The sequence below is a fragment of the Streptomyces sp. V4I8 genome (assembly GCF_041261225.1).
Taxonomy (GTDB): domain Bacteria; phylum Actinomycetota; class Actinomycetes; order Streptomycetales; family Streptomycetaceae; genus Streptomyces.
In genome coordinates, this window is record NZ_JBGCCN010000001.1 from 6,169,379 (window position 1) to 6,194,671 (window position 25,293).

Annotated in this window: 14 protein-coding genes; 12 read left to right on the top strand and 2 right to left on the bottom strand. The window is 71.0% G+C overall.

Annotation, left to right across the window (positions count from 1 at the left end; genetic code table 11):
* Positions 1-52 precede the first annotated feature (52 nt).
* From ABIE67_RS28220 to ABIE67_RS28230, 3 genes are all read left to right on the top strand, one after another.
* Entirely contained in the window at positions 53-4,363 is a 4,311-nt protein-coding gene (locus ABIE67_RS28220) for a LamG domain-containing protein (protein ID WP_370263200.1), read from the top strand.
* A 73-nt stretch (positions 4,364-4,436) separates the two neighbouring features.
* The gene (locus ABIE67_RS28225; RefSeq protein WP_370263202.1) at positions 4,437-11,237 is read left to right on the top strand and encodes a polymorphic toxin-type HINT domain-containing protein; all 6,801 of its coding nucleotides are present in this window, start codon (positions 4,437-4,439) and stop codon (positions 11,235-11,237) included.
* Positions 11,221-11,685, top strand: a complete 465-nt coding sequence (locus ABIE67_RS28230) for a hypothetical protein (protein ID WP_370263206.1) — start codon at positions 11,221-11,223, stop codon at positions 11,683-11,685. Before ABIE67_RS28225 ends, ABIE67_RS28230 begins: the two co-directional genes overlap by 17 nt.
* Positions 11,686-11,718: 33 nt before the next feature.
* Here the strand turns inward: ABIE67_RS28230 and ABIE67_RS28235 are convergent, their stop codons facing one another.
* Positions 11,719-14,049: a glycoside hydrolase family 3 N-terminal domain-containing protein gene (locus ABIE67_RS28235; protein ID WP_370263210.1), complete on the bottom strand. Its 2,331-nt coding sequence runs from the start codon at positions 14,047-14,049 to the stop codon at positions 11,719-11,721.
* Positions 14,050-14,204: 155 nt separating this feature from the next.
* On the opposite strand from ABIE67_RS28235, the gene ABIE67_RS28240 reads away from it, so the two are divergent.
* The 5 genes from ABIE67_RS28240 to ABIE67_RS28260 all read left to right on the top strand — a co-directional run bounded on the left by ABIE67_RS28240 (position 14,205) and on the right by ABIE67_RS28260 (position 19,727).
* Positions 14,205-15,311, top strand: coding sequence for a LacI family DNA-binding transcriptional regulator (locus ABIE67_RS28240; RefSeq protein ID WP_370263214.1), 1,107 nt, complete (start codon positions 14,205-14,207; stop codon positions 15,309-15,311).
* A 107-nt stretch (positions 15,312-15,418) separates the two neighbouring features.
* Positions 15,419-16,777 carry an endo-1,4-beta-xylanase gene (locus ABIE67_RS28245; RefSeq protein ID WP_370263218.1) on the top strand — a complete coding sequence of 453 codons (1,359 nt, stop codon included), beginning with the start codon at positions 15,419-15,421 and terminating at the stop codon, positions 16,775-16,777.
* An 86-nt stretch (positions 16,778-16,863) separates the two neighbouring features.
* Positions 16,864-17,928: an LCP family protein gene (locus ABIE67_RS28250; protein ID WP_370263222.1), complete on the top strand. Its 1,065-nt coding sequence runs from the start codon at positions 16,864-16,866 to the stop codon at positions 17,926-17,928.
* Positions 17,929-18,048: 120 nt separating this feature from the next.
* On the top strand, positions 18,049-18,405 hold the full coding sequence (locus ABIE67_RS28255; RefSeq protein ID WP_370263226.1) for a YciI family protein: 357 nt from the start codon (positions 18,049-18,051) through the stop codon (positions 18,403-18,405).
* A 47-nt stretch (positions 18,406-18,452) separates the two neighbouring features.
* On the top strand, positions 18,453-19,727 hold the full coding sequence (locus ABIE67_RS28260; RefSeq protein ID WP_370263228.1) for an RNA polymerase sigma factor: 1,275 nt from the start codon (positions 18,453-18,455) through the stop codon (positions 19,725-19,727).
* Between the two features lie 20 nt (positions 19,728-19,747).
* Here the strand turns inward: ABIE67_RS28260 and ABIE67_RS28265 are convergent, their stop codons facing one another.
* Entirely contained in the window at positions 19,748-20,935 is a 1,188-nt protein-coding gene (locus ABIE67_RS28265) for a methyltransferase domain-containing protein (RefSeq protein ID WP_370263231.1), read from the bottom strand.
* A 90-nt stretch (positions 20,936-21,025) separates the two neighbouring features.
* Here ABIE67_RS28265 and ABIE67_RS28270 point away from each other — a divergent pair, with 90 nt between their 5' ends.
* From ABIE67_RS28270 to groL, 4 genes are all read left to right on the top strand, one after another.
* The gene (locus ABIE67_RS28270; RefSeq protein WP_370263235.1) at positions 21,026-22,039 is read left to right on the top strand and encodes a polysaccharide deacetylase family protein; all 1,014 of its coding nucleotides are present in this window, start codon (positions 21,026-21,028) and stop codon (positions 22,037-22,039) included.
* Positions 22,040-22,044: 5 nt separating this feature from the next.
* Entirely contained in the window at positions 22,045-22,893 is an 849-nt protein-coding gene (locus ABIE67_RS28275; RefSeq protein WP_370263238.1) for a polysaccharide deacetylase family protein, read from the top strand.
* Between the two features lie 281 nt (positions 22,894-23,174).
* Complete coding sequence (gene groES / locus ABIE67_RS28280) at positions 23,175-23,483, top strand: co-chaperone GroES (protein ID WP_003998759.1); 309 nt, start codon at positions 23,175-23,177, stop codon at positions 23,481-23,483.
* A gap of 149 nt (positions 23,484-23,632) precedes the next feature.
* Positions 23,633-25,258, top strand: a complete 1,626-nt coding sequence (gene groL, locus ABIE67_RS28285; protein ID WP_370263242.1) for a chaperonin GroEL — start codon at positions 23,633-23,635, stop codon at positions 25,256-25,258.
* Positions 25,259-25,293 lie beyond the last annotated feature (35 nt).

Sequence of the window (25,293 nt, forward strand, 5' to 3'; positions counted from 1 at the left end):
CAGGGGGTCTGGTAGATCCGTCGCGTCCGTCGCCATAGGTGTGGGGATCGCCGTGACGGTCGGCCTCCTGCCGGCGTCCTGGGGCGGGCCGGAGGCCGCCGCGGCGGCGCGGGCCGTGAGCGGACAGTCGTCCGACGCCGGGGAAGCGGCCGTCGCCGACACCGAGGAAGAGGCGTTCGCACGGGCCGCGCGCCTGGGCAGGAACGTCGAGATCCTCGCGCTGCGCGGCGAGAGCACCGAGGTGTTCGCCACCCCCGACGGCGACCTGGAGTCCCGCGAGCACCTGCGTCCCGTGCGCACCCGGATCGACGGCGAGTGGCGGCCGATCGACACCGCGCTCGCCGTGCTCGGCGAAGGAGCCGACAGGGGCATGGTCGCGCCGAAGGCGGCCTCGGTCGGGCTCGCTTTCTCCGGCGGTGGTCAGGGGCCGCTCGTGCGGCTGGAACGCGCCGGCCGGACCCTGGAGCTGTCCTGGCCGGGCACCGTACCGGCGCCGCGCCTGGACGGTGACACGGCCACGTACCCCGACATCCTGCCGGACGTCGACCTCCGGCTGGCCGCCCGGCCCGAGGGATTCACCCAGCTTCTCGTCGTCAAGTCGGCGGAGGCGGCCGGGAGCGAGGAACTCGCCGAGCTGCGGCTCAAGTTGGGCACCGAAGGGCTCGTCACGCGGGAGACCGCGAACGGTGGCCTGACCGCGGTCGACGAGGGTTCGGGCGGGGTCGTGTTCGAGGCGCCCCGGCCCGTGATGTGGGACTCCAGCACCCAGGAACCGCAGCCGTTGTCGGACACACGGACGGGGACGGGCGTACAGCCGGCGTCGTTCTCGGCTGCCCGGGCCGGTGACATCACCGAGGCCGCCGACAGCGCGGACGCCTCCGAGGCCGAGCCCACCGCCGCCGACTCCGGCCGTGTCGAGCCCATCGGTGTCGTCATTCCCGCAGGCGGTGACGAGCTCGTCCTCACCCCGGACAAGGAACTGCTCACCGGGTCGGACACCATCTACCCCGTCTTCATCGACCCGCAGTGGTACTCGCCGAAGGCCGCCTCGTGGACGATGGCCTCGCGGTACTGGGCGAGTTCGCCGCAGTGGAAGTTCAACGGCGACGCGGACGCCGGGCTCGGCTTCTGCGGCTGGAGCTACTGCCAGCCACAGGACGTGAAGCGGCTCTTCTACCAGATCCCGACCACCAAGTTCGCGGGCCGCAGCATCCTGTCCGCCGAGTTCGTCGTGCGCAACACCTGGTCGTCCTCCTGTGAGGCGCGCGAGGTGCAGCTCTGGCGCACCAAGGCGATCAACTCCTCCACCACCTGGAACACCCAGGACGACTCCGGTTTCTGGATCGACCACCTCCGTAGCCGCAGCTTCGCCTACGGCTACGACGGCTGCGCCGCCGCCGACGCGGAGTTCGACGTGAAGGACGCCGTGGCGATGGCCGCGGCGAAGAAGTGGTCTCAGGTCACCTTCGGCATGCGGGCCAGCGCGACCGGCGAGGGCGACCGCTACAGCTGGAAGCGGTTCTCCGACGACGCGTTCCTGCGGGTCCGCTACAACCGGCCGCCGCCGCGGATCGCCACCTCGCAGCTCACCATGGACCCGGGCGGCACCTGCGAGCCCAACGACACCCGGGTGCGCGTCCGCTCCCGGGCCACCGTCCGCGCCAACAACGTCACCGACCCCGACAAGGACCGGATCCAGGTGCAGTTCCGGGCGCTGTGGGACAACGGCGACGGCTGGAAGCAGCACTGGGTCTCGGCGAAGAGCACGGACAAGGCGTCCGGTTCGGACTTCTCCATCCAGCTGCCCACCACCGTCCCGCAGAACAAGATCGTCGGCTGGCAGGCCCGTGCCTGGGACGGCGGCCAGTGGTCCGCCTGGAGCTCCCAGAACGCCCACAGCTGTCACTTCGTCTACGACACGACCGTGCCCGTCGGCCCGTCGATCGCCTCGTCCCAGTACCCGGCCTCCGACCCCGCCGACCCGAACGACCCCTGGTGGGACGGTGTCGGCCGGTACGGCACCTTCACCATCGACACCTCCTCCGGTGATGTCACCAAGTACTGGTTCGGCGTCAACGGCTCGCCCACCAGCGCCCACACGCTGACCACCTCGGGCGGCGGCGCCAAGACGATGAAGTTCATGCCGACCAAGCCCGGCGTCAACTTCATCACCGCCAAGGCCTTCGACGCCGCCGGCAACGGCTCCGAGACGCGCACCTACTACTTCCGCGTCCGCTCCGGCCAGCCCGACCGGCTGTCCTGGCAGATGGACGAGGGCGCCGGCGCGACCCAGGTCACCGGCTCCGGCGGCGAGTGGCCCGCCCAGCTGTACGCGGGAGCCAAGCCCGGCGCCGAGGGCGTGACAGGCAACGGCCTGGAGCTCGACGGCACCGACGACTACGCGGCCAGCGACTCCCCGGTCCTCAACACCGCCAAGAGCTTCGCGGTGTCGGTGTGGGCGAAGCTGCCGGCCGACCCGACCGGCGCCCCCGTCGCCGTCGCGCAGGCGGGCTCCAGCACCAGCGGCTACGAGATCTACTACTCGACCGCGCTCGGCGGCTGGGTCTTCCTGCGGCACACCACCGACGCCTCCGGCACCGGTGTGGCGAGGGCCGTGCAGCCCGCCTGCGCGAGCGGGGACACCGCCTGCCAGTCGGCCCGGGTCAACACCTGGACCCATCTGGTCGCCGCCTTCAACTACCCCAGCCAGCAGCTGAAGCTGTACGTGAACGGCACGCTCGTCGCCACCGCCCCCTACACCACCACCCCCTGGGACGCCCGCGGCCGCACGATCCTCGGCGCCGCCTCCCACTACGGGACCGTGGAGGGCTTCTTCAAGGGCTCCCTCGACGAGGCGCAGTTCTTCGACTACCAGATCACCGACGCCCAGGTGGGCCAGCTGTACAACCGGGTGCCGGTGAGCAGCGCCCGTCCGGCGAAGCTGGTCTTCCCGCTGGACGAGACCGCGGAGGCCGTCGCGCTGACCGGCCGCGGCCAGCAGGCCCCCGCCCAGCTCGTGGGCGGTGCCACCAGCGGGGTCGGCGGAGTCAACGGCCGTGCGGTGCAGTTCGACGGTGTCGACGACTACGCCACCACGGGCCGCCCGATCATGGACACGGCCCAGAGCTTCGCGGTCTCCGCCTGGGTGAAGCTGCCCAAGGACAAGGAGGCCAAGGCGATGACGGCCGTCGCCCAGGCCGGCACCGTCAACCCGGGCTTCGAGCTGTACCACTCCACCGCGCTCGGCGGCTGGGTCTTCATCCGGGAGCAGAGCGACACGGCCGACTCCACGGTCGTCCGCGTCACCGAGTCGGCGTGCCCGGCGAACACCAACTGCGCGGCGGCGCGGCTGGGCGAGTGGAACCACGTCGTCGCAGTCCAGGACGTCGACGCGGGCAAGATCCTGCTGTACGTCAACGGCGTCCTGGAGGGCACGGCCGCCTTCACCACCCCGTGGCTCGCCGTCGGCCGGGTCACCCTGGGCGGCACCTACCGGGCGGACGGCACCCTGGGCAGCCCGCTCAAGGGCGCCATGGACGACGTACGCCTCTACGACCGGGCGGTCTCCGACGACGAGGTGAAGCAGCTGTTCAAGCAGCGGCCGCTGGTCAAGAGCCGCTGGAAGTTCGAGACCGCGTCCGCCGCCACGCCGCCGGTCACCCCGGACGCCGGTCCCGGCGCCGCGGGCCTGAGCCTCTACAACGGCGCCGCGCTCGGCTACGGCTGGGTCGACGGCGGACTCGCCCTCGACGGCGTCAACGACTACGCCGCCACCGCGAGCGGCACGGTGCCCCTGGACACCACCGCCAGCTTCACCGTCAGCGCCTTCGCTCAGGCGGCGGCCAGGCCCACCGGCCAGGTCGCGCTGCTCAGCGCGCCGGGCGCGAACAAGGACGCCTTCTCGGTGCGGTACATCCCGAGCAGCAACCCGGAGACCGACGGCGGCCGCTGGCGGATCACCACCGCCGACGCCGACAAGACCGACGCCACCACCGCCGCGGTGGAGAACGGGCAGTTCTTCGGCCCCGAGGAATGGACCCATCTGGCCCTGGTCTACGACGGGTTCGCCCGCGAGATGCGGCTGTACGTCAACGGCGAGCTGGAAGAGGTCGCCTGCCAGGACGCCGACGACGACGGTGAGCCCGACGTCAGCGGCTGCGCCGAGCAGGTGTCGTACTCCGAGAACGTGCTGACCTTCAAGGCCGTCCAGTCGCTGCAACTCGGCCGCGACCGGGCCGGCGCCCACTTCCCCGGCTCCCTCTCGGACGTCTGGACCTTCCAGGGCGCCCTCGACGACACCCAGATCGAGCACCTGGCGCTCGGCCAGCCGGGCACGGCCACCACCGTCCCGGGCAACAGCTGACCGGCCCTGCCCTGCCCCGCCCAACACCCATACGACACCGGCTTCACGCCCCCTCAGGGATTGAAGGACGAGGATGAACGGTAGATCCCGTACGCCCCTGCGTGCCCTGCGCCGCCGCGTGGCCCTGGCCTCGGCCGCGGTCATGATCGGCACGCTGCTGCAGGCGGTGGCCCAGCCCGCGAGTGTCGCCGCCGACCGCGGCACCGGCCGCCCCGGCCTGCCCGAGTCGGAGAAGCCGGTCGCGGTCGCGCCGGTCAAGGTCCTCCCGCGCCCGGCGATGAAGGGGCCGCGTACTCCGAAGGAGAAGCCGAAGACCAACTGGCCCAAGGCTGGGGCGGCGACGGTGGAGTTGCCCGAGGGCTCCGCCGGTGTCGTACGGGCGAAGGGGCTGCCCCTCGCGGTGGGCCGGGGCAAAGGGGTACGGGGTGCCCAAGGGTCGGTCAAGACCCGTCTGTTCGACCGCAGGACGGCCCAACGGGCCGGTGCGGAGGGCCTGTTGTTCAGCCTGGCGTCCGCCAGGAAGCAGACGGTTCGCACCCGCCTCGACTACTCCTCCACTGCCGGCGCCTTCGGCGGCGGATACGCCGACCGGCTGCGCCTCGTCGAGCTGCCCGCGTGCGCGCTGACCACGCCGGACAAGGCCGAGTGCCGTACCACCGAGCCGGTCGAGACAGTCAACGACACCGAGAAGCAGACCCTGACGGCACCGAAGGTCGCCCTGCGCTCCTCCGGTGCCACCGTCCTCGCGGCCGTCGCCGACGAGTCGGGCATGGGCAGCGACTACAAGGCGACCCCGCTGTCGCCGTCCGCGCAGTGGAGCACGAGCCTGAACACGGGTGACTTCTCCTGGTCGTACCCGATGGGCGTGCCGGACGTGCCGGGCGGACTGACGCCCAGCGTCGGCCTCTCCTACTCCTCCGGCTCGATCGACGGCCGGACCGGCAACACCAACAACCAGGGCTCCTGGCTCGGCGACGGCTTCGACCTGTGGCCCGGGTTCATCGAGCGCCGCTACAAGTCCTGCGGCTCCGACGACGGTGTGGAGAACGCGGACGGCGGCAAGCCCGGCGACCTGTGCTGGGCGTACGACAACGCGTTCATCTCCTTCAACGGCAAGGGCGGCGAGCTGGTGCCCGACGGCACCGACGCCTTCCGGCTGAAGGACGACGACGGCACGAAGATCCAGCGGATCCACGGCTCCACCTCGGACGTACGCTCCAACGGCGCCCGCGACGACGAGTACTGGAAGGTCACCACCCCGGACGGCGTCCAGTACTACTTCGGCTACAACCGGCTGCCCGGCTGGGCGAGCGGCAACGAGACCACCGACTCCACCTGGACCGTCCCCGTCTACGGCGACGACGCGAACGAGCCCTGCCACGCCTCGACGTTCGCGAGCTCCTCCTGCACCCAGGGCTGGCGCTGGAACCTCGACTACGTCGTCGACCCGCACGACAACGCGATCGCGTACTACTACGACAAGGAATGGAACTCCTACGGCCGCAACCTCAAGGACACCGACAACACCCGCTATGTGCGCGGCGGTTTCCTCGACCGGATCGAGTACGGCCTGCGGAAGTCCTCGATGTACTCGGCGCAGGCGCTGGGCAAGGTCGACTTCACCAGCGGCGAGCGTTGCATCCCGGACGCGAACACCACCTGCGCCGACATCGGCAAGGACTCCTTCTACTGGTACGACACCCCCTGGGACCTGAACTGCGACGAGGGCGCCACCTGTGACAAGGGCCGGCTCTCCCCGGTGTTCTTCACCCGCAAGCGGCTCACCTCGGTCAAGACGCAGGTGCTGAAGTCCGGCGCCTACACGGACGTCGACTCCTGGAAGCTCACCCACCACTGGGGCATGGCCGACACCGACTACCAGCTGCTCCTCGACTCCGTGCAGCGCACTGGCCACACCGCCAGCCCGGCGATCACCCTGCCCAAGACGTCCTTCACCTACGTCCAGCTGGCCAACCGGCTGGACAGGACCGGCGACGGCTTCGCCCCGTTCATCAAGGAGCGCCTGGCCACCGTCGCCGACGAGGCGGGCGGCCAGATCGACGTCGGCTACTCGGCGCCGGTGTGCGACTTCGACGCCCTGCCGACCCCGCAGACCAATACCACGCGCTGCTTCCCGCAGTACATCGGCGGCAGTGACACCGACGCCCCGGACCTGCACTGGTTCAACAAGTACGTCACCTCCACGGTCACCCGGACCGACCGCACCGGCGGCGCTCCGGACCAGGTCACCGCGTACGAGTACCTGGACGGCGCGGCTTGGCACTACGACGACGACGACGGCCTGACGAAGGAGAAGGAGAAGACCTGGTCGCAGTGGCGCGGCTACGGCCACGTCCGGGTGAAATCCGGTGGCCAGGGCGGCGCGGCCGCGATGCGTTCGCAGGCCGACACCTACTTCCTGCGCGGCATGCACGGCGACCGTGAGACGCCCAGCGGCGGCACGAAGAGCGTGAGCGTCTCGCTCGGCACGGGAGAGGGCGACGCGATCACCGACCACGAGTCGGTGGCGGGCTTCGAATACAAGACCGTCAACTACTCGGGTCCCGGTGGCTCGGTGCTGTCCAAGACGGTGAGCCGGCCGTGGCACCACGAGACCGCCAAGCGGGTCCGCGACTGGGGCACGATCACCGCCAACTTCACCGGCGCGGGCGAGAGCAGGACCTGGACGTCGCTGGACAACGGGGCGGGCGACCAGTGGCGTACGACCACGACCGTGAACTCCTTCGACACGACGGCAGGCCGGATCACCCGGACCGACGACCGCGGTGACGACGCCACCGCCGCCGACGACAAGTGCACCCGCACGTCGTACCCGGCGTCCGGCGCGATCCTCGCCCTGCCGTCCCGGGCCGAGACGGTCGCCAAGGCCTGCGACGCCACCACCGACCGCTCCAAGGACGTCATCTCGGACGTCCGCACGGCCTACGACGGCCTCGGCTACGACGCCGCCCCCACGAAGGGCGACGCCACGCGGACCGCGATGCTGAAGTCCCACGACGGCACCACGGCCACCTACACGGAGACCAGCGCCACGTACGACACCTACGGCCGCAAGCTCACGACCAACGACCTGAGCGGCACGGTGACGGTGAAGTCCGGCGCGCTGACCCGCACCGCCCGCACGGACGGCCGTACCACCACGACCGCCTACACGCCGACCAGCGGCTTCCCGACCTCCGCGAAGGTCACCACGCCACCGGTCACCCCCGGGGACAGCACCACCGCGCAGTCCACGACCACGACCAACGATCCGGCGCGCGGTGTACCGCTGACGGTCACCGACGCCAACAGCAAGGTCGTCAACTTCGCCTATGACGCGCTGGGCCGCAAGACCAAGGTGTGGCTCGCCGACCGGCTCACGGGCGACGTCCCGACGTACGAGTACAGCTACACGATCACTGAGGGCCAGCCCATCGCCGTCGGCACCAAGACCCTCGGCAACGACGGCGCACAGATCACCTCGTACCTGCTCTACGACGGCTTCCTGCGCCCACGCCAGTCCCAGGCCCCCGGCCCCGGCGGCGGACGGCTGCTCACCGACACCTTCTACGACGAACGCGGCCTGACGGCGAAGGAGTTCCTGTCCTACTACGACGCGGCCGGGCCCTCCACGACTCTCGTCAAGCCGCAGGACGCGCTGGACGTGGAGACGCAGAACCGGTACGCGTACGACGGCCTCGGCCGGCAGACCGAGTTCAAGCAGATCTTCGGCAACGGCGACGGCGGCCAGGTCCTCAACACCACCAGGACCATCTACGGCGGTGACCGCACGACGGTCATCCCGCCGGCCGGCGGCACCGCCGCCACCACCCTGACCGACGCCCGCGGCCAGACCACCGAGCTGCGCCAGCACCACCAGCGCGCCGCCGAGTCGTCGTACGACACCACGAAGTACGGTTTCTCGCCGAGCGGGAACCTGTCGAAGGTCACCGACCCGGCCGGCAACGAGTGGAGTTACGAGTACGACCTGCTCGGCCTGATGAGCCTGTCCAAGGACCCGGACAAGCGCTCCGTCAAGTACTTCTACGACGACCGAGGCCTGCTCACCTCCACGCTGGACGCCCGCAACAACACGCTCGCCTACGTCTACGACGGCATCGGCCGCAAGACCGAGATGCGCACCGGGTCCGCGACGGGCACCCTGCGCGCCAAGTGGACGTACGACACGATCAGCGGTGCCAAGGGCCACATCGCCGAGTCGACCCGCTACGTCGACGGGCAGGCGTACACCTCGAAGGTCGTCGCCTACGACCGGCTCTACCGGCCGCTGCGTACCTCGGTGACCATTCCCGCCACCGAGGCGAACAACGGCCTGAGCGGCACCCACCTGTCGACCACCTCGTACAAGGTGTCCGGCCTGGTCGCCGCTGTCGGCATGCCGAAGGCCGGTGCTCTGCCCGCCTCCTCCATGGCCTACACCTATGAGGACGACACGCTGCGGCTCATCGGCGTGGACGGCAGCGAGGGCATCAAGTCGACGGCCAGGTACAGCCTCACCGGCAAGCCGCTGCAGTACGAACTGTCCAACGCGGGCGGCAAGAAGGCCTGGGTCACCAACGAGTACGAGCCCGGCACCCAGCGCCTGTCCTACACCCGCGTCGACCGCCAGGACATCGCCGGCGTCGACCAGGCGTCCACGTTCCGCTACGACGAGGTCGGCAACGTCCTGTCCGTCTCGGACACCTCGCGTTCCGGCACGGACACCCAGTGCTTCGGCTACGACCACCTGCGCCGCCTGACGGAGGCGTGGACCCAGCCGACCACCGCGTGTGCCGCCACGCCCAGCGCCTCGGTGCTCGGCGGACCGGCGTCGTACTGGCAGTCGTACACCTACGACAAGATCGGCAACCGGCGCACCGAGGTCCGGCACGACGTCACGGGTGACGCGGCGAAGGACGTCAAGAGCACGTACGACTACCCGGTGCCCGGCGCGGGAGTGGTCCGCCCGCACGCCCTCAAGGCGGTCACCCGCACCGGCCCCGGCGTCACGGCGGGCGACAGCTTCACCTACGACGCGACCGGCAACGCCGACACCCGCACGCTGGGCAGCGGCACGACCCAGGACCTCGACTACGACGCCGAGGGCCGGCTGGCCAAGGTGACGGAGCCCGTCGAGGGCGGATCGCCGAAGGTCACGGAGTACGTCTACGACGCCGACGGCAACCGGCTCATCGGCCGCACCCCGACCGAGACCACGCTCTACCTGGGTGCCACCGAGATCACGGTCGCCAAGGGCACGACGACGCCGAAGGCCACCCGCTACATCGAACTCGGCGGCGGCCACACGGCTGTCCAGTCCGACGACGGCAAGGTCTCCTTCACCACCGCCGACCACCACGGCACGGCACTGCTGGCCATCGACGCCGCGACGCAGCAGTTGAGCCAGCGCCGCGTCCTGCCGTTCGGCGGCACGCGGGGAGCGCAGCCCACCACCTGGCCCGGCACCAAGGGCTTCGTCGGTGGCACGAACGACCCCTCGACGGGCTTCACCCACCTGGGCGCCCGCGAGTACGACCCGGCGACAGGACGCTTCCTCTCGGTCGACCCGGTGATGGATCTGACCGATCCGCAGCAGATCAACGGCTACAACTACGCCAACAACAACCCGGTCACCCTGTCCGACCCGACCGGCACCGAGCCGCACGGCGACCCCTGCTGGTACTCCCTCGCCGACTGCCCGAAGTCGGTCCAGGAGTCGGTCGGTTACGACCCGAAGACGGGGACCGCGGACCCCGCGCGGGCCAAGCGCAAGAAGACCGTGGTCACCCCCACGACGACCGTCCACATCAAGCAGGAGAAGGGCGAGATCTGGATCGAGGACATCCGGGTCCCCACCGCCCGCGAACTGGAGGCGCGCTTTCCCCAGTACGACGAGGAAAAGCGGATCAAGGTCTGGGCGCAGGGCATGTGCTACCGCCCCGACGACCAGGACAGCTCCTTCTGCGGCGCCGCCGAGGCGCTCGGCCTGGTCTCCTACGAGCAGAGCAAGTTCGACAAGATGGTCACCGCCCTGATCGTCCCCGACGTCGACGCCTGGAAGAAATGCCTGAGCGGCGACAGCCTGAAGGCCTGCGGCTCGGCGGCGCTGGACCTGCCGTGGGCGCGGGTGTTCAAGGGCGCCAAGCTCCTCAAGGTCTGCAAGGCGCCGAACAGTTTCGTCCCCGGCACCCGGGTGCTCATGGCCGACGGCACGACCAAGCCCGTCGAGGACGTCCGGATCGGTGACGAGGTCCTGGCGACGGACCCGAAGACCGGCGAGACCGTGGCCAAGAAGGTCACCGCACAGATCACGGGCACCGGCGCTAAGCACCTCGTCACCATCACCCTGACCGTCGACGGTGAGAAGCAGACCGTCACCGCCACCGACGGGCACCCCTTCTGGGTCCCCGCCCTCGGCACCTGGGTCGACGCCGCGGACCTGGCCGCCGGTCAGTGGCTGCGCACGTCCGCCGGAACGCATGTCCAGATCACGGCCGTGCACCACTCGGCCCGGCCCGCGACCGTCTACAACCTCACTGTCGCCGACCTCCACTCGTACTACGTGCTGGCAGGTTCCACGACCCTCCTGGCCCACAACGACGAGGGCGGATTCGACTGGAACAAGGGCTGGGAGGAGCTCTCGGGGGAGTGGGACTCGGGCGACCTGGACGACGACGGCTACCACGCGCCGCGCGGCAACCAGGCGGAGAACCGGGAGTTCAAGGACGCCCTGCGGGAGATCGAACGCAACCTCGGCCGAGACATCACGCCCGCGGAGCGCCGTGCCCTGCACGACCGGATCACCGGGCAGGGGTACGGCTACCATCGCATCGTCGAAGAGGGTAAGGGGCTGTTCGGTGGTGCCGACTGCTGAGGAAGCGATGCCGGAGGTCGGCCGCCTCCTGACGGGGGCGGAGGTGGTCTCCGTCGGGCGGGCGGTGGACATGGGCGTGATCGAGTTCGCCGGCCCGCACGGCGAGGTCGCCATGGTCCACCTGCAGTGCCCGTTCCGGATCGTGTGGTCGGGGCGGTTGGTGCTGGGCTCCCGTGACATGAGGTACGACCAGCCCGGTGCCGGTCCCGACGCGTTCGACCGGTTCGCCACGGTCTACGACGGACGCGCCGCCACCCTGAACGACGCCCTGGCCCAGGCCCACCCCACGGTCACGGCCGTGACGGTGGGCCCGGCGGGATCCCTCACGGTGACCTGGGACCCCGAGTTCCGCCTGGAGGCCTTCCCGGACTGTTCGGGCAAGGTGGAGGCCTGGCGAGCGTTCGTCCGCGGTGGTGAGCACCATGGATTTCCGCCGGGGACGGTGTGAGCTCTCGGGAGCTCTCAGGAGGGAGACCGCGCGTCACTCCGGTGCTGCCGACACCTCCGTCTCGCACCGTAGCCGCCGGTCCGGCCCCAACTCCCGTACCGAACCAGTGAGTTTCAGTCGCGCAGTGTGCCTTAGGTCCGTGCTGGAGGTCGCCAGTCGTAGTTCCAGTATGCCCGGTTCGACCACCCTCCGCCCCGAACGGTCGGTGAACGACGACAGATCCGCGTGGAAGCGGAAGGTCACCCGGCTCGCCTCGCCCGGCGCCAACTCCACACGCCGGTAGCCGATCAGCCGCACATCCGGCCGGGTCACCGACGCCACCGGGTCGTGCAGGTACAGCTGGACCACCTCCGCGCCCGCGCGGTCGCCCGTGTTGCGGACGGTCAGCGACACCTCGTACGACCCGTCCGTGCCGATCTCCGTCGGGCCCTCGGCGCCCGTGCAGTCCTCCCACGCGAACGACGTGTACGACCGCCCGTGCCCGAACGCGTACAACGGCGTCGGATCCAGGTTGCTGACCCCGCCCGCCAGCCCCAGCGGCGGCTGGAGGTACGTCCACGGCTGGCCCCCGGGCAGCCGGGGCACGCTCACCGGCAGCCGCCCCGACGGGTTGACGCGGCCCGACAGCACCCCCGCCACCGCCGGGCCGCCTTCCTCGCCCGGGAAGAAGGCCTGGACGACGGCGGCGAGGCGCCCGTGCCAGCGGCCCAGCGCGTACGGGCGGCCGGTGAGCAGGACCAGCACCACCGGGACGCCCGTGGCCACGAGAGCGTCCAGCAGGTCTCCCTGCACACCCGGCAGCCGCAGATCCGTCACATCACAGCCCTCGCCCGACGTGCCCCGCCCGAACAGCCCCGCCCGGTCGCCCAGCACCGCCAGGCACACGTCCGCCTCCGCGGCCCGGGCCACCGCCTCCTCGAAGCCCGCCCGGTCCGGGTCGGAGACGCCGCAGCCCTCCGCGAACGACACCTTGGCGTCGGGGAGTTCGGCGCGCAGGGCCTCCAGGACCGTCGGGATCTCGATGCCCATCGGCACCTCGGGGTGGTGCGTGAGGACGTGGGACGGGAAGGAGTAGCAGCCCAGCATGGCCAGGGCGTCCGCCGCACGCGGGCCGACGACCGCGACACGGGCGTCCGGGGGGAGCGGCAGCACACCGTCCGGGTTGTCCAGCAGGACCACCGACTCCTCGGCCACCCGGCGGGCCAGCGCCCGGTTCGCGGGGGAGTCCAGGTCGATGCGTGCCGTCGTCGCCGGCTCCGGGGTCCAGTCCTCGTCCAGGAGGCCCAGTTCGCACTTCTGGAGCAGGACCCGGCGGGCCGCACGGTCGACCAGTTCCTCCGGGACCTCACCCGCCCGCACCGCCTCCACCAGCGGCTTCCCGTAGCACTTCAGGGTGGGGAGTTCCACGTCGATGCCCGCCGCCAGCGCCACGTGCGCCGCCTCCGCCGGGCTGCCCGCCACGCGGTGCAGGTTCTCCAGGAAGCCGACGCCGAAGTAGTCGGAGACCACCGTGCCCGTGAAACCCCATCGCTCACGGAGGAGTTCGGTCAGCAGGTCCGCGTCCGCGGAGGCCGGTACGCCGTCCGTCTCGTTGTACGCCGCCATCACCGAGCGCGCCCCGCCCTCGCGCAGGGCCATCTCGAACGGCGGAAGGGTGACGTCCGCGAACTCGCGGATGCCCGCGCGCACGGGGGCGAGGTTGCGGGCGCCCGCCGAGGACGCGTACCCGGCGAAGTGCTTGAGCGTCGCGATGACGCCGGCCGACTCCAGGCCCCGGACGTACGCCGCGCCGATCGTGCCGACCAGATACGGGTCCTCGCCGACGGTCTCCTCGACCCGGCCCCAGCGCGGATCGCGTACGACGTCCAGGACGGGGGCCAGGCCCTGGTGGACGCCCACCGAGCGCAGGTCCGCGCCGATGCGGTGGGCCATCTCCTCGACCAGCGGAGGGTCGAAGGTGGCCCCCCACGCCAGTGGGACCGGATAGGCCGTGGCCTGCCAGGCCGTGAAGCCCGCCAGGCACTCCTCGTGGGCCACCGCCGGGATGCCGAAGCGGCCCGCCCCGGCGATACGGCGCTGGGCGCGGGCCAGTGCCTGCGCGCCCAGCGCCGGGTCCACGGGGGCGGTGCCGAAGGAGCGGGTGAGCTGGCCGAGGCCGTGGGTGATCAGCTCGTCCCATTCGTCCTCGGAGCGTTCGGCGGTCATGTCGTGCTGGTGCGGGGCGACTCCGTCGCCGTCCGTGGCGGCGCCGACCCACACGCCGTACAGCTGGGCGGTCTTCTCCTGAAGGGTCATCCGGGAGAGGAGGTCGTCGACGCGGGCGGCGGCGGGCAGGGCGGGGTCGCGCCAAGGGGCGGTGGTCATGAATCTCCTGTCCGGGCGATGGCTGGAAGCTCCTGTCGGGGCGGTGACGGGACGGCCCACTCGCGAATGTTTCGTTGTTAACTTCGAATGTTCCGGGAACCTAGGCGTGGTAAGAAGGGTTCGTCAAGAGGTCGCGCAGGGATACGATCGCCGCCATGACTGCCCGTGAGCCCGCTGAAACCCGGACGCCACCGGGTGAAACCCGGAAGACACCGAGTGAAACCCGGACGACCTCCCCGTCGCCCGGTCGGTCCACGCAGACCGCGACGCTCGCCGAGATCGCCCGCGAGGCCGGTGTGTCCGCGCCGACTGTTTCGAAGGTCCTCAACGGCCGGGCCGACGTCGCCCCGGCCACCCGCAGCCGGGTCGAGGAGCTCCTGCGCGCCCACGGCTACCGGCGCCGGCGCGCCGAGGCCGGCCGGTCGCCCCTGATCGACCTGGTCTTCCACGAGCTGGAGAGCGCGTGGGCGATGGAGGTCATCCGGGGGGTGGAGAACGTCGCCCGGGACGCCGGCCTGAGCGTCGTGCTGAGCGAGAGCGCCGGTCGGCTCACCCCCGGCCGGACCTGGGCCGACCAGGTCGCCGCCCGGCGCCCGCACGGCGTGATCCTCGTGCTGTCCGGCCTCGACGAGTCCCAGCGCGCCCTGCTGACCAGCCGGTCGATCCCGTTCGTGGTGATGGACCCGGCGGGCGACCCGGGCGCCGACGTGCCGTCGATCGGGGCGACCAACTGGCAGGGCGGACTGGCCGCCACCCGGCATCTGGTCGAGCTGGGGCACCGCAGGATCGGCGCGATCACCGGGCCGTCCCGGATGATGTGCAGCCGCGCCCGCATCGACGGCTACCGGGCCGCCCTGGAGACGGCCGGGCTCCCGGTCGACCAGGACCTGATCCGCCCGGGCGACTTCCACCACGAGACCGGTTACCGGCAGGGACTGGAGCTGCTGCGCCGCCCGGACCGGCCGACCGCCGTCTTCGCCGGCAACGACCTCCAGGCGCTCGGGCTGTACGAGGCCGCGCGCGAGCTGGGGCTGCGGATTCCGGAGGACCTGAGCGTGGTCGGCTTCGACGATCTGCCGATCGCGCGCTGGGTCGGGCCGCCGCTGACGACCGTACGGCAGCCGCTGACGGAGATGGCGGAGGCGGCGGCGAAGCTGGTCCTCGACCTCGCGCGGGAGGAGGGGGCACCGGCGGCGACGCGGGTGGAGCTGGCGACCAGCCTGGTGGTGCGCAGCAGTACGGCGGCGCCCAGCGGGACCTGAGTGGCCCCACGTGGCCGGAAGTTGACGTATTGACGGGTGGGGCGGGCGCCTCCACACTCCTCCGAAGTCAATCGGTTGCACGACCGAAACTTTCGGAGGCCCCCGCCATGAGACCCTCCAGATCGTCCCGTGCACGTCTTGCCGCGCTCGTCACCGGAGCCGCCGCCCTCCTGCTGACGCTGGGCGCCACCCCCGCCCAGGCGGCCGACCCGCCGCTGCGCGACCTCGCCGCCGCCAAGGGCAAGGTCATGGGCACGGCCGTCACCGGCTCCAAGCTCACCGGCACCTACGGCGAGATCGCGGGCCGGGAGTTCAACGCGCTGACCCCCGGCAACGCCATGAAGTGGGGATCGGTCGAGCCGACCCGCGGCAACTTCAACTGGGCCGAGGCCGACCAGATCGTCGACTTCGCCGAGGCCTACGGCCAGCAGGTGCGCGGCCACACCCTGGTCTGGCACAGCCAGAACCCGGGCTGGCTGACGAACGGCAGCTGGACGCCGGCCGAGCTGAGCGGACTGATGACCGACCACATCGCCACCGAAGTCGGCCGCTACAAGGGCCGGCTGGCGACCTGGGACGTGGTCAACGAGCCGTTCAACGAGGACGGCACCTACCGGCAGACCCTCTGGTACAACGGCCTCGGCGCCGACTACATCGCCCAGGCCCTGACCGCGGCCCGCGCCGCCGACCCGAGCGCCAAGCTGTACATCAACGACTACAACGTCGAGGGCGTCAACGCGAAGAGCACGGCGTTGTACAACCTGGTGCGGTCCCTGAAGGAGCGCGGCGTCCCGATCGACGGCGTCGGCCTCCAGGCCCATCTGATCCTCGGCCAGGTGCCGTCCACCATGCAGCAGAACATCCAGCGGTTCGCCGATCTCGGCGTCGACGTGGCGATCACCGAGCTGGACATCCGTATGCAACTGCCGTCGGACAGCGCCAAGCTGACGCAGCAGGCCGCCGACTACAGGGCGGTCATGAACGCCTGCCTCGCCGTGTCCCGGTGTGTCGGCGTCACCGTCTGGGGCTTCACCGACTCCGACTCCTGGATCCCGTCCACCTTCCCCGGGCAGGGCGCGGCGACGCCTTACGACGAGAACTACGCGCCGAAGCCGGCCTACAACGCGATCGCCGAGTCGCTGGGCGGCGGCACGACGACACCGCCCCCCACGGGCGCCTGCGCGGCGACCTACAGCGTCACCAGCGAGTGGAACACCGGCTTCACCGGGCAGGTCCGGATCGCCTGCTCGGGGGCGGCGCTGTCGTCCTGGAAGGTGGGCTGGACGTACGGAGCGGGGCAGCGGCTCACGCAGGCCTGGAACGCGAGCTGCACTCAGTCGGGGGCGGCGGTCACCTGTTCCAACGCCTCGTACAACGCGGCGGTTCCCGACGGCGGTTCGGTGACCTTCGGGTTCAACGGGTCGTGGAGCGGGAGCAATCCGGTGCCGGTGGTGACCCTGGGATGAGACCGGGGCAGGGAAGTCTGAGAATTTCCGAAGAAAAGCCACTCTGGCATCCCTGCCCGTAATAATTCGGACGTACGTTCCTGCCCGTGACGGGACATGGCGCGAACGGGCGGGACGCGAACGGGGACGACGGCAGACGCGTGGGCCGGCGGTCGAGGGTGCTGAGGACCGCCGGCCTCGTCCTCGCGGGCACCCTGGTGCTGGGCGTGGGCACGGCAGGCTGGGCCTACTGGCACCTGAACGACAACATCAAGAGCGTCGACATCGACAGCGCGCTCGGCGACAACCGCCCGCCGAGGGGCGTGACGTCACCGTCGCCCTCGGCCTCCGCGTCCGCCCTGCCCACGGGCGCTCTGAACATCCTGGTCCTGGGCTCGGACTCGCGCAGCGGCGAGGAGAACCAGGAACTCGGCGGCGGCAGCAGCACCGGAGCCCGCTCGGACACGGCGATGGTGGTCCACATCGACGCCGGCCGCACCGAGGCGACGGTCGTCAGCATCCCGCGCGACACCCTGGTCACCCGTCCGTCCTGCCCGCTGGCGTCGGGCGGCTCGACGGAAGTGGCGTACCGGACGATGTTCAACAGCGCGTACGCGATCGGCGGCCCCGTGTGCGCGGTCAAGACGGTCGAGTCGCTCACTCAGGTCCGCATGGACCACTACATCGAGATCGACTTCTCCGGCTTCGCGAAGCTGGTGGACGCGCTGGGCGGCGTCACGGTCACGACGGACGAGGACATCGACGACGAGGACAGCCACCTGACCCTGGAGGCCGGCACCCACCACCTGGACGGCACCACGGCCCTGGCGCTCGCCCGCACCCGCCACGGCATCGGCGACGGCAGCGACCTCGGCCGCATAGGTCTCCAGCAGAAGCTGGTGAAGGCCCTCCTGGACCAGATCGCCGCCACCGACCTCCTCACCGACCCGACCCGGCTCTACCGCGTCGCCGAGGCGGTGACGGGCAGCCTGACCACGGACACGGGACTGGACTCCCTGAGCGAGCTGATGAGCCTGGGGCAGAGCCTGCGGGGCCTGTCGTCGGACACGGTGCGGACGGTGACGATGCCGGTGGTTCCGGCACCGTCGGACCGCAACCGGGTGGTGGCGCGGGAGCCGGAGGCGGGGGAGTTGTGGGAGTCGTTGCGGTGAGAGAAAAAGATCTTCGAAGAAAATCCGGGAAGCGTGTCGATCCGGGAGCCTCCCGTTCGACGCAGGGGTGAGAGGCCGGGAAGGACCCGGTCACCGCCCCTGAGCACCTGAGGAGTCACCATGCCGCGCTACCTCTCCCTCGTCCGGATCGACGAGTCCACCGCGCCCGCCGAGGGCCCGAGCCCCGAACTGATGCAGCGCATGGGGGAGCTGCTGGAGGAGATCACCAAGGCCGGCGTGATGCTCGACACCGCCGGGCTCACCCCCTCGGCGCAGGGCACCCGCGTGCACTGGGACGGGGCCAAGACCTCCGTCACCGACGGGCCCTTCACCGAGTCCAAGGAAGTCATCGGCGGCTACGCCCTCATGCAGTGCAAGGACAAGGCCGAGGCACTGGAGTGGGCCTCGCGCTTCGTGAAGGTCCACGGCCCGGAATGGCAGGTCACCTGCGAGGTCCGGGAAATCGCCGAGGGCTGATCGGTCCTCCTTGGATCCACGGCCGTACGGGTGTTGCATGGTGGGCTGTGACCCCGCAGCCCACCGCAGACCCGCACGGCACCATCGAGACCGTCTTCCGTATCGAGTCCCCGCGCGTGATCGCCGCCGTCGCCCGCATAGTGCGCGACGTCGGCATCGCCGAGGAACTCGCGCAGGACGCGCTGGTCGCCGCGCTGGAGCAGTGGCCCCGGGACGGAGTCCCCGACAACCCCGGGGCCTGGCTCATGGCCGCGGCCAAGCACCGCGCCGTGGACCTGATCCGCCGCCGTGAGAACTACGCCCGCAAGCTGGCCGAGATCGGCCGGGACCTGGAGACGACGGCACCGCCCGAGGAGCCGTCCGCCGCGTACGACCCGGACGACATCGACGACGACCTGCTGAGGCTGGTCTTCACCACCTGTCATCCCGTCCTGTCCGCCGAGGCCCGCATCGCCCTCACCCTGCGCCTCCTCGGCGGCCTGACGACGCCCGAGATCGCCCGGGCGTTCCTGGTGCCGGAGGCCACGGTCGCCCAGCGCATCGTGCGGGCCAAGCGCACCCTCGCCACCAGGAACGTCGCCTTCGAGGTGCCCTACGGCCCCGACCGCGAGGCCCGCCTCGGCTCGGTCCTCGACGTCATCTACCTGATCTTCAACGAGGGCTACGCCGCCACGGCCGGTGACGACTGGCTGCGCCCGGCGCTCTGCGAGGACGCCCTGCGCCTGGCCCGCGTGCTGGCGGCGCTGATGCCGAAGGAGCCGGAGGTGCACGGACTGACCGCCCTCCTCGAATTCCAGTCGTCCCGCGCGGCATCCCGCACCGGCCCGTCCGGCGAACCGATCCTCCTCAGGGACCAGAACCGCCGCCGCTGGAACCGCATGCTCATCGCCCGTGGCATCACGGCCCTGGACCGCGCGGGCGCCACCGCCACGGGCGCCCCCGGCCCGTACGCCCTGCAGGCCGCGATCGCCGCCTGCCACGCGCACGCGTACACCTATGAGGAGACCGACTGGCAGACCATCGCCACCCTGTACGGCCTGCTGTCCGCGCGGTCCCCTTCCCCCGTCGTCGAGCTGAACCGCGCGGTCGCCGTGTCGATGGCGCAGGGACCGGAGCCCGCGCTGGAGATCGTCGACGCGCTCGCCTCCGAACCGGCCCTGCGTGAGTACCACCTGCTGCCGAGCGTGCGGGGCGACCTGCTCCTGCGTCTGGGCCGTACGGCGCAGGCGCGGGCGGAGTTCGAGCGGGCGGCGGCGCTGACGCGGAACGAGCCGGAGCGGGAGATGCTGTTGCGGCGGGCAGCGGCTGCCGACGCCGAGTGAAGCCGTGCCGCTGGGGGGTGCTAGGCCGGCCGCCCCACCAGCATCGTCGGAGCCCCCGCCACCCGGGTCAGAAACACGGTCGCCGCGTTGGGCCCCTGAGGCTTGACCTTCTTGCGCAGTTCCTCCGGCTCGACGGCCGACCCCCGCTTCTTCACGGTCAGGATGCCGACCTCGCGCTCCCGCAGCAGCGCCTTCAACTTCTTGACGTTGAAGGGGAGTTGGTCGGTGATCTCATAGGCGGTGGCATACGGCGTGTTGTGCAGTTCGGCGGCGGTGACGTAGGCGATGGTCGGGTCGATCAGCCCGCCGTCCAGGTCCTCGGCCACCTCGGCGACCAGGTGGGCGCGGATGACGGCGCCGTCCGGCTCGTACAAGTACCTCCCGACCGGCCGGACTTCGGGGTCCGGGAGCATGGTGTCGGGTGCCACGTAGATGCCGGCTCCGGCGGGCAGCAGCGTGGCGCGCCGCGCCCCCGGCGTCACGTCCGCGCCGAACCACAGCATGGCCTCCTTCACGTCCCCGCCGTCCGAGACCCATTCGGCCGTCGCGTCCGCGGGGATCGCCTCGTGCGGGATGCCGGGCGCGATCTTCAGCACACCCAGTGACGCCTTGAGCGCGGCGGACACCGCCCAGGACAGGGGCGGGGAGTAGGCCTCCGGGTCGAAGATCCGGCCGCGCTTGGAGGAACGCCGGGCCGGGTCGACGAACACGGCGTCGTACCCGGCCGTGTCGACCTCCGTCACGTCCGCCTCGCGCACCTCGATCAGGTCGGCGAGACCGAGCGCGTCGGCGTTGGCGCGGGCCACCTCACAGGTCAGCGGATCCCGGTCGACGGCCAGCACTCGGATCCCGGCGCGGGCGAACGCGATCGCGTCGCCGCCGATCCCGCAGCAGAGGTCGGCGACGGACCGCACTCCGCCCGCTTGGAAGCACTCGGCCCGGTACGTCGCCACGCTCGCCCGCGTCGACTGCTCGACCCCGTTCGGGGTGAAGAACATCCGCCCCGCGCCCTCGGCCCCGAACTTCGCCACCGCCCGCTGCCGCAGCCGCGCCTGCCCGAGCGCCGCCGACACCAGCTCGGCGGGGTGCTCGCGGCGCAGGCGGGTGGCGACCGCGAGTTCGTCGGCGGGGTCGGTGTCGCGGACGGCGTCGAGGAGGGCGCGGCCCTCCGGGGTGCGGAGCGAGGCGAAGGAGGCGAGGTCGTTCACCGGGCCATTGTCGGCCAGTCGGTGGATGGTCCGCGGCCGGCGGCGGTGTCGGCCGGGCTCAGGGACGCGTGCCTGCAAAGATCCGGCTCCATGCGACTAGTAGTACAAAATGACAAAAGTCACCGCAATGGGGCACCCGCGAGGCGCCGTCGTGGAACACCTGTACGTTCCCGGGTCCGTGGCGGAATCGCCGCGCTCACCCTCGCGGCCATCGCCTCGGGCTGTGCACCGGTCGGCGACCCTGGAGGCCAAGGCGGCCCGGGAAGCCCGGACGGCACCGGGACCGCGCGCCCCACCCCGGGCCGGCAGCCCCTCAAGGCCCCGCCCCCGGCCGCCACCCCGGACCCCCAGGCCAAGAAGTTCCGGTCGGGCAAGTCCGCCCTAGCCGCCCGGGCCGCCGCGGCGAGACGCTGGGGCCTGGCGAGAATCCCGCTCACACCCCCACCGCCCCCCGCCACCAAACCGAAGATCACCACCCGCGAGGGCTTCGAGGTGGACGGGCACGAGGAACTCGGTTTCCCACCGGTCTTCACCACCGTCCCCACCAGGCAGCGGGTCGTCTTCCTGACGATCGACGACGGCGCCGAGAAGGACCCGGCCTTCCTGCGGATGATGAGCGACCTGCAGGTGCCGTACACCGCCTTCCTCAGCAACTACCTGATCAAGGACGACTACGGCTACTTCAGGCGGATGCAGCGCGATGGCGTGGCCCTGAACAACCACACCCTGCACCACCCCTACCTCCCCGGGCTCTCCTACCGCCGCCAGCAGTACGAGATCTGCGCCATGCAGGACGTGATCGAGGAGCGCTACGGCAAGCGCCCGCTGCTCTTCCGCCCGCCCTTCGGGAACTACAACAGGGACACCCTGCGCGCCGCGAAGTCGTGCGGCGTCAAGTACGTCCCGCTGTGGAACGAGGAGGTCTTCGTCGACCACTGGGACTACCGCGAGTGGGACCGGAGCATCCGGCCGGGTGACATCGTCCTCACTCACTTCCGGGGCAGGAACGACTGGAAGGGCACCATGCCCGACATGATCCGCCGGTTCCTGAACGAGGTCACGGCCGAGGGGTACGCGGTGGCCCGGCTGGAGGACTACCTGTGAGGCCGGTGCCGGGACCAGGGCGGGGGCCGCGCGCCCTGGCGGCCGTGGTCGCGGCCGTGGTCCTGGCGTCCGCCCTGCTCACCGGGTGCGGCCGGCCGGCCGGTCCGGTCGCTCCCGGCGCGGGGCCGGGCGAGGAGGCGGCCCACGGCGTCCGCTCGGCCAAGGGCCCGACGCACACGGCGCAGCTGTACCGCCACTGGGGCCTGAGCGCCCCACTGCCCGCGCCTCCGTCCCCGCCCGCCCGACGGCTGCGGCTGCCCGGCGGTACCCCGCTGCCCGTCGTGCACCGCGTCCCGACCCGCGACAGGGTCGTCTTCCTCACCTACGACGACGGCGCCGAGAAGGACCCCCGCTTCGTCGACATGGTCCGTGAACTGCGGCTGCCCGTCAGCATGTTCCTCACGGACAGCGTGGCCGGCCCGGGCTACGGCCACTTCGCGCGCCTGCGCTCGGTGGGCGCGTCCATCCAGAACCACACCCTCGACCACGCCGCCCTGCGCGGTCTGCCGTACACCGGCCAGCGCGCCGAGATCTGCGGCCAGCAGAACAAACTCCGCGCCCGCTTCGGCATCCGCCCCCGCCTCTTCCGGCCGCCCTACGGCACGTACGACTCCACCACCCTCCGCGCCGCGGCGGACTGCGGCATCACGGCGGTGGTGCTGTGGCGCGCGGCGATGGAGGGCGACGGCGGGCTGACGTACGCGCACGGCCCCGGACGGCTGCGCGCCGGCGACATCGTCTCCGTCCCCTCGGGTGAACCGACCGGCCTGTCCTTGAGAGAGCGGACGACGAGGCTGCTGCGGGAGATCCAGGGGCGGGGGCTGACGGTGGGCCGGTTGGAGGACTACGTCTGACGGGACTTTTCGGTGCAGGTCCAGGCATTCCAGCCCGTCCGGCGTTCGAGGGCGAGGCCGTTCAGGGCCGAAGCGGGGGTCTGGGGGGCGGCAGCCCCAGGGACGCGACTGGCACTCCGCTTGACCGAGTGCTAACCGCGGTCATAGTCTCGGCTCTGGCACTCCCCACTGGAGAGTGCCAACTACGCGACGGGCAGGTCCGGCACCCGCGACGACGGATCCACCTGGTCGCCACCTCAGACAGTTAACCCCGTGAGATCTCCGAAGGGGGAGGTCGGATCGTGACGACCACCAGCTCCAAGGTTGCCATCAAGCCGCTCGAGGACCGCATTGTGGTCCAGCCGCTCGACGCCGAGCAGACCACCGCCTCTGGCCTGGTCATCCCGGACACCGCCAAGGAGAAGCCCCAGGAGGGCGTCGTCCTGGCCGTGGGCCCGGGCCGCTTCGAGAACGGCGAGCGCCTGCCGCTCGACGTCAAGACCGGCGACATCGTGCTGTACAGCAAGTACGGCGGCACCGAGGTGAAGTACAACGGCGAGGAGTACCTCGTCCTCTCCGCTCGCGACGTGCTCGCGATCATCGAGAAGTAGGGGGGTCTGGGGGGCCACCCCCAGATAACCCGTCACCTCAAGCACTTTTGCTTGTGAGCTGCGCCCCGGGCCCCCGCGACCTTATGAAGCCGGGCGTCTGGGGCGCAGTTCGTTTCACCCACGTTTTCCGAGAGGGCTGAACCGCTCCCATGGCGAAGATCCTGAAGTTCGACGAGGACGCCCGTCGCGCCCTCGAGCGCGGCGTCAACAAGCTTGCCGACACGGTCAAGGTGACGATCGGCCCCAAGGGCCGCAACGTCGTCATCGACAAGAAGTTCGGCGCGCCCACCATCACCAACGACGGTGTCACCATCGCCCGTGAGGTCGAGGTCGAGGACCCGTACGAGAACCTCGGCGCCCAGCTGGTGAAGGAGGTGGCGACCAAGACCAACGACATCGCGGGTGACGGTACGACCACCGCCACCGTGCTGGCCCAGGCGCTCGTCCGCGAGGGCCTGAAGAACGTCGCCGCCGGGGCCTCCCCGGCCGCCCTGAAGAAGGGCATCGACGCGGCCGTCGCCGCGGTCTCCGAGGAGCTCCTCGCGACCGCCCGGCCGATCGACGAGAAGTCCGACATCGCCGCCGTGGCCGGTCTCTCCGCCCAGGACACGCAGGTCGGCGAGCTCATCGCCGAGGCGATGGACAAGGTCGGCAAGGACGGTGTCATCACCGTCGAGGAGTCCAACACCTTCGGTCTGGAGCTGGACTTCACCGAGGGCATGGCCTTCGACAAGGGCTACCTGTCGCCGTACTTCGTGACGGACCAGGAGCGCATGGAGGCCGTCCTGGAGGACCCCTACATCCTCATCAACCAGGGCAAGATCTCCTCCATCCAGGACCTGCTGCCGCTGCTGGAGAAGGTCATCCAGGCCGGTGCCTCCAAGCCGCTGCTGATCATCGCCGAGGACGTCGAGGGCGAGGCCCTGTCGACCCTGGTCGTCAACAAGATCCGCGGCACCTTCAACGCGGTCGCCGTCAAGGCCCCCGGCTTCGGTGACCGTCGCAAGGCGATGCTGCAGGACATGGCGACGCTGACCGGCGCCGAGGTCATCTCCGAGGAGGTCGGCCTCAAGCTCGACCAGGTCGGCCTGGAGGTGCTGGGCTCCGCCCGCCGCATCACCGTCACCAAGGACGACACCACGATCGTCGACGGCGCCGGCAAGTCCGAGGCCGTCCAGGGCCGTGTCGCCCAGATCAAGGCCGAGATCGAGAACACCGACTCCGACTGGGACCGCGAGAAGCTCCAGGAGCGCCTCGCGAAGCTGGCCGGCGGCGTGTGCGTGATCAAGGTCGGCGCCGCCACCGAGGTGGAGCTGAAGGAGAAGAAGCACCGTCTGGAGGACGCCATCTCCGCGACCCGCGCCGCGGTCGAGGAGGGCATCGTCTCCGGTGGTGGCTCCGCGCTCGTCCACGCCGTCAAGGTCCTGGAGGGCAACCTCGGCAAGACCGGCGACGAGGCCACCGGTGTCGCGGTCGTCCGCAAGGCCGCCGTCGAGCCGCTGCGCTGGATCGCCGAGAACGCCGGCCTGGAGGGCTACGTCATCACCTCCAAGGTCGCCGAGCTCGACAAGGGCCAGGGCTTCAACGCCGCAACCGGCGAGTACGGCGACCTGGTCAAGGCCGGCGTCATCGACCCGGTCAAGGTCACCCGCTCCGCCCTGGAGAACGCCGCCTCCATCGCCTCCCTCCTCCTGACGACCGAGACCCTGGTCGTCGAGAAGAAGGAAGAGGAAGAGCCGGCCGCCGCGGGCCACGGCCACGGCCACGCCCACTGAGCCCAGCCGCTCACAGCGTGCAGTGAGAAGGCCCC